At 72.6% G+C, this 11838-nt stretch carries 9 protein-coding genes and 1 pseudogene; 1 reads left to right on the top strand and 9 read right to left on the bottom strand.

Annotation, left to right across the window (positions count from 1 at the left end):
* From A6A08_RS27140 to A6A08_RS19170, 7 genes and pseudogenes are all read right to left on the bottom strand, one after another.
* Positions 1-277: pseudogene (locus A6A08_RS27140) on the bottom strand (hypothetical protein); the annotation flags it as partial.
* A complete protein-coding gene (gene ruvX, locus A6A08_RS19195) occupies positions 274-762 on the bottom strand; it encodes a Holliday junction resolvase RuvX (RefSeq protein WP_073703982.1) in 489 nt (162 codons plus the stop codon). The pseudogene A6A08_RS27140 and the gene ruvX, both read right to left, overlap by 4 nt.
* A 634-nt stretch (positions 763-1396) precedes the next feature.
* Entirely contained in the window at positions 1397-4063 is a 2667-nt protein-coding gene (gene alaS / locus A6A08_RS19190) for an alanine--tRNA ligase (RefSeq protein WP_073703981.1), read from the bottom strand.
* Positions 4064-4287: 224 nt separating this feature from the next.
* Complete coding sequence (locus A6A08_RS19185) at positions 4288-4506, bottom strand: hypothetical protein (protein ID WP_073703980.1); 219 nt, start codon at positions 4504-4506, stop codon at positions 4288-4290.
* Positions 4507-4920: 414 nt separating this feature from the next.
* Complete coding sequence (locus A6A08_RS19180) at positions 4921-5526, bottom strand: hypothetical protein (RefSeq protein WP_073703979.1); 606 nt, start codon at positions 5524-5526, stop codon at positions 4921-4923.
* 165 nt (positions 5527-5691) lie between these two features.
* Positions 5692-5970: a hypothetical protein gene (locus tag A6A08_RS19175; RefSeq protein WP_073703978.1), complete on the bottom strand. Its 279-nt coding sequence runs from the start codon at positions 5968-5970 to the stop codon at positions 5692-5694.
* Entirely contained in the window at positions 5967-6359 is a 393-nt protein-coding gene (locus tag A6A08_RS19170; RefSeq protein ID WP_073703977.1) for a DUF948 domain-containing protein, read from the bottom strand. Before A6A08_RS19170 ends, A6A08_RS19175 begins: the two co-directional genes overlap by 4 nt.
* Before the next feature lie 341 nt (positions 6360-6700).
* Here A6A08_RS19170 and A6A08_RS19165 point away from each other — a divergent pair, with 341 nt between their 5' ends.
* Positions 6701-8290, top strand: a complete 1590-nt coding sequence (locus A6A08_RS19165; RefSeq protein WP_073703976.1) for a serine/threonine-protein kinase — start codon at positions 6701-6703, stop codon at positions 8288-8290.
* A gap of 127 nt (positions 8291-8417) precedes the next feature.
* On the opposite strand, the gene A6A08_RS19160 is transcribed toward A6A08_RS19165, so the two are convergent.
* Together A6A08_RS19160 and A6A08_RS19155 are read right to left on the bottom strand one after the other, a co-directional pair.
* Entirely contained in the window at positions 8418-9761 is a 1344-nt protein-coding gene (locus A6A08_RS19160; RefSeq protein ID WP_073703975.1) for a replication-associated recombination protein A, read from the bottom strand.
* A gap of 22 nt (positions 9762-9783) precedes the next feature.
* Positions 9784-11808, bottom strand: a complete 2025-nt coding sequence (locus A6A08_RS19155; protein ID WP_073703974.1) for a SpoIIE family protein phosphatase — start codon at positions 11806-11808, stop codon at positions 9784-9786.
* Positions 11809-11838 lie beyond the last annotated feature (30 nt).

Below are 11838 nucleotides of genomic sequence, written 5' to 3'. Positions count from 1 at the left end.
GGCGTCCGGGCGGCGGAGCGGCGGAGCCCAGGGGGTCGTACTCCTCCCCGGCTCCGGGCGCGTGGCGAGGAGAACGGGACCCGCCGGAGTCCGGGGCGCCGCGGCGGAACTCGCCCGCGCCGGGGGCGTCGCTCCAGGCCCCCGGTTCGGGGCGCGCCCTGCGGCCGCGCGGAGGCGGCGGGGGCGAGGGGTCACTGAGCGGGTCGTAGTCGTAACCGCGCTCGTGGCCGGAGCGCCCACGATAGGGATTGTCGGGGTAGTCATCCCTGTCGTTCATTCTTCTCCCTGGCTGGAGTGGACGATCTCGCCCGGGGGGTGGCCTGTCGACCGTTCCTGGTCCAAGGCGCTCTGGAGGAGCACGGTGGCCGCGGCCTGGTCGATGACCGACCTGCGGGCCCTGCCGCCCCTGGCTCCCTTCTTGGCGAAGGAGGCTCCCGAGAGCAGCTGGCTCTGGGCGGTCACCGTGGTGAGGCGTTCGTCGACCAGACGTACGGGAACGGGATGCAGGAGTGCGGCGAGCGCGTTCGCGAACTCCCTGGCGGAGCGGGCCGCCGGTCCCTCCTGGCCTGACAGTGAGGCAGGGTAGCCCACAACGACCTCCCGCGCCTCCCGTTCCAGGACCAGCAGAGCGATCCGCTGCAGGTCGCCCCTGCCGCGCGGGATGGTCTCGACCGGGCTCGCGATCATACCGCCGGGGTCGCTGGCGGCGACCCCGATGCGGGCGTTGCCCGGATCGACGGCCAAGCGCACACCGTGTCTCAAGAGGACCTCTCCCGTGAACCGGGGATGGTACGGGGGCGGGCCGTACCGTTGCCGGTACAGCACCGCGGCTGGAGAATCCTCAACACGGTGGTCCTGTTCGTCAGCTGGATCGCGGGAGAGTCCGCGCAGACAGCCGTGTGATCGGCTGTGACGCGCCACAGTATGCCCGATTCGATGGCGGTGCGCAGCTTCGCCGACGACGGTCGCGGTACGGGGCCGCGCCCCGCGTCGGCCGCTTCCTCCGGGGCCGCCCCGGTGGGGGCCGGGTCGAACGCGTTCCGTCCGAGTGTAAGTCACTTCGACGCCGTTCCGACGCGAACGGGGATCCCCGCGGCCATGACGTACCGGTCGCCCGGCGCCACCGCCCCTGGTGGCGGCGGGTCCCGGTCCGGCGGGAGGCCCCGTACCCGGGCATGTCGGAATTCTCCACATCGTCACAGAGGGCGACACTACAGACTCCCCCTACGCCCGTGCGTCATTTCGCCGCCGTGTTCCGAACGCGGCCGGACCCGCGGACGCCGGCGCGAAGGAACCGAGCACGGCGAACGAGAGGAGCGCCACAGGGGCGGCGCACACGTCGGGCGTGCGCGAAACGCCGGAGCGGTTCCGCGCACGCCCGAGGGAGCGGGATGGCCTAGTCCCTGGCCACGCGCTCCTCGACGGCGCGCAGGGCCTCGTCGACCTTGCCGGCGTCGCTGCCGCCGCCCTGGGCGATGTCGGGCTTGCCGCCGCCACCGCCGCCGAGCGCGCGGGCCGCGATGCCCACCAGCTCACCCGCCTTGATCCCGCTCTTCTGCGCCGCCTTGTTCACCGCGATCACCACGACCGGGCGGTCCTTGGGCACGGCGGTCATCGCCACGACCACGGGCTCGTCCTCGCCGAGGCGGCCGCGCACGTCCAGCACCAGCTTGCGCAGGTCGTCGGCGCCGGCGCCCTCCGGCGCCGGAGCGGCCACGACCAGCGCGGAACCGTGGCGGCGGGCGCCCTCGGCGATCGGTCCGGCCGCCTGGAGCACCTGCGCGGCGCGCAGCTTCTCGATCTCCTTCTCCGCGGCGCGCAGCCGGGAGACCATGGTGTCGATCCGCTCGGGCAGCTCCTCGCGCGGGGTCTTGAGCTGCTCGGAGAGCTGACCGACCAGCGCCGACTCCTTGGAGAGCCGCTTGAACGCGTCCACGCCCACGGCCGCCTCCACGCGCCGCACGCCCGAGCCGATGGAGGACTCGCCGAGGAGCTTGACGATGCCCAGCCTGGCGGTGGAGGGCACGTGGGTGCCTCCGCACAGCTCGACTGAGTAGTCGCTCATCTCCACCACGCGAACGCGGTCGCCGTACTTCTCGCCGAACATGGCGAGGGCGCCCATCTTCAGCGCCTCGTCCAGGCTCTTCTCCTCGGTCTGGACCGGGATGTCACCCGCCAGGACGGTGTTGACCTCCTCCTCGACCTCGGCCAGGCGCTCGCCGCCCAGCGCGTTGTCGGCGGTGAAGTCGAACCGCAGCTGGCCGGGGCGGTTCTCCGAGCCGGCCTGGCCCGCCGACGGGCCCAGGGAGTTGCGCAGCGCCGAGTGGATGAGGTGGGTGGCCGAGTGCGAGCGCTCGATGGCGTTGCGGCGCCCGGTGTCGATGGTGGCGTGCACGGTGTCGTCCAGGACCACCTCGCCCGAGCGGACGGTGCCCCGGTGCACGAACAGTCCGGGCAGCGGCTTCTGCACGTCCTCCACGTCCACGACGCCGCGGCCGTCCACGGCCAGCGTGCCGGTGTCGGCGAGCTGGCCGCCGCTCTCCGCGTAGAACGGGGTGCGGTCCAGGACGATCTCGACCTTCTCCCCCGCGCGGGCCGCGGGCGCCGAGACACCGTCGACGACGATGCCCTTGACGTGCGACTCGCTCTCGGCGTCGGTGTAGCCGAGGAAGTCGGTCGCCCCGGCGCCCTCCAGCATCTGCGCGTACAGGGAGATGTCGGCGTTGCCGAGCTTCTTGGCCTTGGCGTCGGCCTTGGCGGTGTCCTTCTGGCGCTGCATGAGCTCGCGGAAGGCGCCCTCGTCCACGGACAGGCCCTGTTCGGCCGCCATCTCCAGGGTCAGGTCGATGGGGAAGCCGTAGGTGTCGTGCAGCTGGAAGGCGTCCGAGCCGGAGAAGACGGTGCCGCCCGCGGCACGGGTGCGCTCGGCCGCGCGGCCGAACAGCGTGGTGCCCGCGCGCAGGGTCTCGGCGAAGTTCCTCTCCTCGGTGTCGATCACACCGTGGACGACGTCGGCCTTGTCGAGCAGGTCGGGGTAGATGTCCTTCATCGCGTCGATGCTGACCTCGGTCAGCTCGTGCAGGAAGGCGGTGTCGGTGCCCGACAGCAGGCGCAGATTGCGGATGGAGCGGCGCAGGATGCGGCGCAGGACGTATCCGGCCTTCTCGTTGCCGGGCTTGACGCCGTCGCCGACGAGCATGACGGCGCTGCGCACGTGGTCGGCGACCACGCGGAGCATGACGTCCTGCTCGTCGCTGTCGCCGTAGCGGGTGCCGGTCAGCTCGGCGGCGCGGTGCAGGACGCGGCCGATGATGTCGGTCTCGTAGATGTTGTCGACGCCCTGCAGGACCGCCGCGAGGCGCTCCAGGCCCAGACCGGTGTCGATGTTCTTCTTGGGCAGGTCGCCGAGGATCGGGTAGTCCTTGCCGCTGCCCTCACCCCGTTCGTACTGCATGAAGACGAGGTTCCAGATCTCGATGTAGCGGTTCTCGTCCGCCTCGGGGCCGCCCTCGGCGCCGTACTCGGGGCCGCGGTCGTAGAAGATCTCCGAGCAGGGGCCGCAGGGACCGGGCACGCCCATGTCCCAGTAGTTCTCCTCCATGCCCATGCGCTGGATGCGCTCGGGCCGCACGCCCACCTTGTCGCGCCAGATCGTCTCGGCCTCGTCGTCGTCGAGGTAGACGGTCACCCACAGCCGGTCGGGGTCGATGCCGAAGCCGCCCTCCTCCACCGGTGTGGTGACCAGCTCCCACGCCAGCGGGATCGCCTGCTCCTTGAAGTAGGCGCCGAAGGAGAAGTTGCCGAGCATCTGGAAGAAGGTCGCGTGCCGGGAGGTCTTGCCGACCTCCTCGATGTCCTTGGTGCGGATGCACTTCTGGACGCTGGTCGCGGTGTCGTAGGAAGGCGTGCGCTGGCCCAGGAAGTACGGCTTGAACGGAACCATGCCCGCGGGCACCAGCAGCAGCGTGGGGTCCTCGGCGATGAGGCTTGCCGAGGGCACCACGGTGTGTCCGTTCTTCTCGAAGAAACTGAGGAAGCGGCGCGCGATCTCTGCCGTCTCCATTGATGCCCTCCTGTGCTTGCTCCGCCGCCCGGGGCGACGTGTCTGTCCCTGCGTGGGACCGTTGTCACGCGTGGTCGGTAGGGGCCCATCGTAGAGGGAGCCGCCACGTCGGCGCGCGTGGTTTGCGGGTGGCCGCCGGGGACCCGTCCTTGGGACAACGCCGGCGGCCCGGTTGTTCCAAGGCTATCGCCGCTGACCACCGCCGGGCCCCGGGCCGGGCGGGATCAGGACAGGTAGAACCCCCGGACCCTGGGTGTGCACATCAGACCGATCATCAGCGCGGCGAAGGCCAGCGGGACCAGGGCGAGGTAGTCGCCGAGAACGATCCAGACGAGCAGGAGCAGAGACGCGACACCGTGGAAGGCGGCGACGCCCCAGGACAGTCCCCGCCCGCCGCGGCCCATGAGCGCGGCCAGGGTCGTGGAGACGATGCCGCAGGCCAAGGGGACCAGGGCGACGGCTCCGGTGAGGGCCGCCAGGAGGCTGGAGGATCCCTCGTCGGCCCCGGGGCTGTGCTACCGCTGCCGGGGCGGGGCGGGCGGCTGCCGCGTGTACCGCCAGGGCGCTGCCGGGTGTTCGGGGCGGACCTGTCCCTGTGGGTAGCCGTGTGCCTGGGGCCGCGGCTGACCACCGTGCTGGTGGGGCGGCCCCTGCGGTTCCCCCGGATGGCCGTGGGGCTGCTGGGGGCGGGGGCTGGGGTTCACGTTTCGGCCTTTCCGTAACCCGGTGTGTCAGCGCCACGACACTACAGAGGGTTGACGGCAGGGCACGAAACGAGCAGGTGGGACACCGTCCCGACAGCGGCGCGGGGGACCGGTCGGCGCCGGTCCCCCGCGGTGTCGGCGGGTCGGGACGTGTCAGTGGGCGGCGGCCGGGCGCGAGTAGTAGTCGCGCGTGACCCCCAGCAGCATGAGCACGATCATGGCGATCGTGAAGAGCAGCGGGATCACCGCCGCGAAGCCGCCGCTGAACAGGTTGAACACCAGGATCAGCGCGGCCAGGCCCTGGAAGGCCACGACCGACCACAGGATGACCGGGCTGCGGCGTCCCATGAGCGAGGCCAGCACGATGGACACCACCCCGTAGACGAACGGGATCGCACCCATCAGCCCGAAGAACGTCACGGCCTCCGAGCCGGACAGCGACAGGCCCGTGTCCTGCAGTGCGCGCCGCATCTCCTCGCCGACCTGGCCACCGCTGGCCGCCAGCACGGCGGCGATCCACATCAGCCCGCCGAGCAGCAGGCCGCAGGCGCCGCCGACGAACATCAGCACCCGCACGGTGATCGCCGTGCCGGGCATCCTGGTCCCGTCGCCGGGGCCGGGCGGGGCCCCGGGGTGGCCTCCCTGGTGGGCCGCCGGGTCCTGCGGGTACCGGCCGGGAGGGTACTGGTCCCCGGGATACTGGCCGCCCTGGTACTGACCGCCCTGGTTCGGGTCGTTCGAGGGTTGCTGCGGGTACATGGGGGCCTCCCTGACACCTGGACGACGTTCCTACGACCGCCCCCTACCCAGGTGGGGCGAGAAGCACCGTCATGGAGCGGGAAGCACCCGACCCTCCGGGGGACCGCGGCGGCGCACGCCGCGGGCCGTTCGGGACGGCTCCGGCCACGGGGCCGGGTATCCGCGCTATCCGGAGCCGGGCAGTCCACGACGGTCGTCCCCGGGCAGGGGCCGGCGCCCCTTCCGCGGGGCGTACCGGCGCAGGAGTTCCTCCTCCTGCTCGCGCACGGCCTGTACCAGGTCCTCGTTGAGCTCGCGCAGGGCGCCCCGGTACTCGGTGACCTGGCCCTCCACGCGTTCGGCGATGCCTCCCGGGGACAGGGCGCGCCTGGCGCGGTTGACCCGGTGGACCGCGTAGCCGCCGAGGGCCGCACCCGCGGCGAGGTAGAACAGTCTGCCGATCACCGGTTCGCCTTCCTCCTGCGGGTGCGCACCAGGGCCAGGGCCCTGCGCTGGCCGAGCACGCGGCGCACGCCGTAGGACAGCGACGCCACCTTCACCAGCGGCCCGGTGAGCACCGACCGGGTCAGCGCGGTCACCGTGGAGACGTCCTCGGAGCTGGCCTGGACGTTGGCGGTGATCTCCTCGACGCGTTCGAGCGAGGTGTTGGTGCGCTCCACCGTGGACGCGACCTCGTCCAGGAGCGGCGGGGTGCGGTCCCCCAGTTCCGACACGACCTTGGTCGCCTCGTTGATGAGCTTGATCAGTTTGACGAGCGCCACGCACATGAACGTGGCCAGCACCGCCCAGACCACCGCGGCGACGAGCGCGGCGACCTCTCCTCCGGTCAGCATGCGGGCTCCGTTGGACAGATAGAGGGTTACTTCGAGGGTGTGGACGGCCCCCTCGCGCACGCGCCGGGCCTGGGGGACGACCGGGCTCCCCGTGGTACGCGGGTCGGGCCGGTTTCGGCTGACCCTATCGTGTCCCGGTGCCGGTGGGGCGGACACGCCACGGCGGAGGCGGAAGTGGCTCCGGTCACGGACGGCCGACCGCCCGCGCCCGGTGGCCGGTGGAGGACGCGGGGATCGACGGACGTCCCCTTCTGAAGGAGAATCACTACCTATCGGGATCTTCACTACGATGTCCGGACACTCAGCCGCCCACCGGCCCCTGAAGCACCGACAGGACACCCATGAGCCCTCGTTCTCCCCGAGAGATCTCCGTACTGGTACCGCCGGACCTGGCCCCCCTCTATCCGGACGACCCCTCACGGATCGGCCCCTACCTCGTCCTCGGACGCCTGGGGCAGGGAGCCGCCGGCACCGTCTACGCCGCCGTGGACGCCGCGTCCAGCAGCCCCGGCGACCGCCTGGTCGCCGTCAAGGTGCTCACCTCCCCCGAACTGGAGTCCCCCGACGTCTACCCCGCCCTGGAACAGCGTCTGCGGGCCCTGTCCAACGTCGACCCCCGGCGCGTGGTCGTCCCCCTGGCCTTCGACAGCGACGCCAACCCGCCCTGGCTGTCCATGCCCTACCTGGCGGGCGAGCGGTTGTCGCACTACGTCACCAAGCGCGGCGGACTGGGCAGCGGCAAGCTCATCGCCCTGGCCACCGGCCTGGCCGAGGGCCTGTCCGCGCTGCACGCGCGCGGGGTGGCGCACGGTTCGCTGCGCCCCAGCGAGATCCTGCTGGAGTCGCACGGTCCGCACATCATGGAGTGCGCGGTCGCGGCCTCGGCCGAGCGGATGCGCGGGTCGGGCGCCACCTGGCTGAGCCCCGAGCGCTTCCGGGGCGGCGTCCCCACACCCGCCGCCGACGTGTTCGCCTGGGGCGCCGTCGTCGCCTTCGCCGGGACCGGGCGCCTGCCCTTCGGCCCCGGCGAGCCCGAGGAGATCGCGGAGCGCGCGGCACAGGGGTCCTTCGACCTGGACGGGCTGGCCCGGGGGCTGCGGCCCGTGGTCGGGCGCGCCCTGGACCCCGACCCCGACCGCCGTCCCAGCCTGCGCGAGGTGATCGGCGCGGTCATCGCGATGTGGCAGGCCGAGAACGCGGAGAACCTCCGGGACGGCGCGGGCCCCGCCGCCGGGGACGGTTCCCCCGACCGCGACGACCTGGCGCTCATCCTGGAGCGCGAGTGGCACGCCGTGGAGCCGCCCGCGCGGGTGCCCCAGGTCGTCCGCCTGGAGGGGCGCATGTCCAACCGGCGCCCCACCCGTGTCATGTTCATGGCCGGGAGCGCGGCGCTCGCCCTCGGGTTCGTCGGCACCGGGATATGGGGGCTCTCACAGGTGTTGGGATCGGATGAGGACGACACCCTGGTCTCCGACACCGCGGGAGGCCCGGTCGAGGGGGAGCCCGTCGACGAGAGCCCCTCCGACGAGGACCCGCTGACCCTGGTGGTGCGGTTCGACCCCGCCGAGCAGGAGTCCCCCGTGTCGGGCCCGTGGGTGTACACCCCCGTCGACCGCGACGACGAGCCGGTCCGCGGCCGGGGGGTTCCCAGCCACAGCGCCTGGGCCGAGCAGTGGGAGGAGGTCGGCGAGCCCGCCGAGGCGGTCATCTCCCCCGACGCCGAGGTGCTCTGCGCGAAGTTCTGCGCCGCACCCGACCACGTCTTCCTCGACGAGGAGGGCCGCGGGACCTGGGAGCTGACCGGCAGCGACTTCATCGACTACCTGTCGTGGGGCCCGGTGATGATCGTGGAGGTGACCTTCGCCGAGGAGCCCGGAGAGGACGGGGAGCCCCGCGAGATCGTCGAGATCACCGAACTGTTCACCGACTAGGGCCTGTCCTTCGCTCCGGGTCCTCCGCCCATGGGGGTTGTCCGGGCGCCCGCGGGAACCTCCGGGCGCCCGGGCACGGACCGAGGCCAGCCCCCGGGGGACACCGGCCAGGGGAGTCCTTCGGGGCTCAGCCGCGCTGGTCGCCGCCCCGGAGGACGCCCTTGATGCGCTGGAGGACCTCGCTGAAGCGCCGCTCGGCGCCGTGCTGGGTGGGACGGTAGTACTCGCGGTCGGCGAGGCCCTCGGGGGCGTGCTGCTGGGGGGCGACCCCGCCGGGGAAGTCGTGGGCGTAGCGGTAGCCCTTCCCGTGGCCGAGGTCGGCGGCGCCCTTGTAGTGGCCGTCGCGCAGGTGGGCGGGGACGGGCCCGGCCCGCCCCGCGCGCACGTCCGCCATCGCGGCGTCGATGGCGCTGATCACGGCGTTGGACTTGGGGGCCAGGCTGATGTGGATGACGGCCTGGGCGAGGTTGATGCGGGCCTCGGGCATACCGATGAGCTCGACGGCCTGGGCGGCGGCCACGGCGGTCTGCAGTGCGGTGGGGTCGGCCATGCCCACGTCCTCGCTCGCGTGCACGACGACACGGCGGGCGATGAAGCGGGGGTCCTCCCCCGCCTCGATCATGCGGGCGAGGTAGTGCAGGGCGGCGTCGGGGTCGGACCCGCGCATGCTCTTGATGAAGGCGCTGACGACGTCGTAGTGCTGGTCCCCGGAGCGGTCGTAGCGGACGGCGTGCCTGTCGACGGCGCGCTCGACGTGCTCGGCGGTGATGGTGACCGGCTCCTCGGCCGGAGCGCCCGCGACGAGGGCGGCGGCCTCCAGGTAGGTCAGGGAGCGGCGGCCGTCGCCGCCCGCCAGGCGCACGAGGTGGTCGGCGCCCTCCTCCGAGAGCGTGTAGCGGCCGTCCAGCCCGCGCTCGTCGGTCAGGGCCCGGTCCACCAGGGCGCGGACGTCGTCCTCGTCCAGGGACTCCAGGGACAGCAGCAGCGAGCGGGACAGCAGCGGGCTGACCACGGAGAAGAAGGGGTTCTCGGTGGTGGCGCCGATGAAGCTGACCCAGCGGTTCTCCACCGCGGGCAGCAGAGCGTCCTGCTGGGTCTTGTTGAAGCGGTGCACCTCGTCGACGAAGAGCAGGGTGCGGGTGCCGTGCATGCCCATGCGCCGCCGGGCCTCGTCGACGACGGCGCGTACGTCCTTGACCCCGGCGTTGACCGCCGACAGCTCCACGAAGCGGCGCTGGGTGACGCGGCTGACCACCGTGGCCAGGGTGGTCTTGCCGGTGCCGGGCGGCCCCCACAGGAAGACGGACATGGGCGCGTCGTCCTCGACCAGGCGCCGCAGCGGACTGCCCTGGCCCAGGAGGTGGCGCTGGCCCATGACCTCGTCCAGGGTCCTGGGGCGCATGCGCACGGCGAGCGGTTCCTGCCCTCGGGCGGCCTCGGCTCCGGCGTCGTCGAACAGCGTTTCGGGCACGCCCCCAGGGTAACCGCAGCGGTCAGGTCCCCGACGCCACCGCGGGCCGGCTGCGCGCGGGCTCGGCGGAGGAGGCCATGCGGGTGACCAGCAGGGCGATGTCGTCACCGCGTCCTGCCGGGGCCATCTCGGCCAGGACGTGCGCGGCGTCCTCGGGCGACTCGTGGTGCTCGGCCAGGGCCGCGCCGACCTGGGCGAGCCCCTCGCCCATGGGCAGCTCGGAGCTCTCCACGAGCCCGTCGGAGCACAGCAGCAGGGAGGTCCCGGGCGAGAGCATGCGGGTGGTGACGGGGTACTCGGCGTCGGGGAGCACCCCCAGCGGCGGGCCGGTCTCGGGCTCCCAGACCTCGTAGCCGCCCTTGGAGGCCAGCACGGCCGGCGGCTGCCCGGCCCAGGCCGCCTGCATGACGCCGCTCTCACGGTCCACGACGAGGTAGCCGCAGGTGGCGAAGACGATCTCACCGGTCTCGGTGAGCAGGCGGTTGGTCTCGCCCAGGACCACGCCGGGGTCGGACTGGTTGGAGGCGTAGGCGCGGAAGGCCACACGGATCTGGCCCATCGCGGCGGCGGCCTCCACGCCGTGCCCCTGCACGTCGCCGACCAGGAGGCCGACCTTGTTCTCGGGCAGTTCGATGACGTCGTAGAAGTCGCCGCAGATACGCCAGTCCGCGCGGGAGGGCAGGTACTTGGTGGCGATGTCCATGTCGGGGAAGCTGGCCACCTGGCGGGGCAGCATGCGGCGCTGCACGGCGTCGGCCAGCTCCAGCTCGGCCTGCTGGGCCTTGATGCGCTGCAGGGCCTGCCCGGCGAGCCCGGCGAAGGTGAGCATCAGGGCGCGCTCGTCGCGGCTGGCGTGGTGGGGGCGGTCCCACACCATCTGCCAGACGCCGAGGGCGACCTTGCCGTCACCGAAGATCGGCACGGTGGCCCAGGCCTGGCCGCGCACCTGGCGCATGAGCTCGACGGCGGCGGGGAAGCGGCTGATGATCTCGGCCCGGCTCTCGAAGAAGCGCGGCTGGCGGTCCTGGATGACGGCGCCCATGGGGAAGTCGGTGTCGTCGGCGCGTCGGCCGTCGATGCTGCCGATGTTGCCGCCCCGGCCGTGGGCGTTGGGCGAGCTGCGCAGCACCCCGTCCTCCACGTAGAGGGCGGCGGCCTGCACGCCGCCGAAGATCGGCAGGAACTCCTCGCTGAGCAGGTCCATGACCTTGTCGACGGTGGTGGCCGAGACGAGTTTGGAGGACAGCTCGGTGACCAGGCGGCCGTGTTCGGCCTCGGTGCGGCGGCGGTCGGCGAGGCGCCGGACGAGCTGGACGTGCTCGGTGACGTCGTCGACGATGCCGACGAGGCGGTCGGGGTCACCTGGTACGTAGCGGGCGCGTACGTGCAGGGAGCGCTCGTCGCCGAGGCGGTCGAAGACGCGGAAGCGCTGCTCGTAGTCGCGTCCGGCGAAGGAGGCGGACATGGCGTCGCGCACGCGCGCGATGTCGTCGGGGTGGACCCGCTCCAGGATGCGTTCGAGCTCGCGGTCGTTCCCGGCCAGCAGGGCGCCGAGCGGTGTGGGGCCGAAGAGCTCGTGCAGGCGGCCGGTGGCCAGGTCCAGGCTCCACAGGACGGAGTCGGAGTTGTCGGTGCGCAGCTCGCCGACCACCCGCAGGTCGGTCTCCTCGGTGGAGAGGACGTGCAGCAGCGCGACCACGCGCGCGCCGTCGGCCTCATCCCCCGGGAGGACACGCAGTTCGGCCTCCACCAGGTGTGCGACCTTGTCGGCCACGTTCAGGCGCAGGCGCGCGCGGCGCCCCCAGCGCCCGGCGAGGGCCTCGTCGTGGGCGCGGGCGCCGCGCAGGGCGTCGTCACCGTCGAGGAGGTCGTACCAGGCCCGGCCGGCGAGGTCGGCCCCGTCCAGGCCGAAGAGCTCGGTGAAGGCCAGGTTGGCGTGCAGGATCGCGCCGTCGGCCAGGGCGAGCGCCATGGGCTCGGGGGCGTGGGAGAACGCCTCCGCGAGGGCGCTCTCGGAACCATCGCCTGCAGCGCGTTTTCCGTTCACGTATGACTCATCCTCATGTCGTCTCGGACG

The sequence above is a fragment of the Nocardiopsis sp. TSRI0078 genome (genome assembly GCF_001905145.1).
Taxonomy (GTDB): domain Bacteria; phylum Actinomycetota; class Actinomycetes; order Streptosporangiales; family Streptosporangiaceae; genus Nocardiopsis.
The sequence above is the reverse complement of the archived record's forward strand: the minus strand, read 5'-3'. Positions and strand labels throughout refer to the sequence as shown.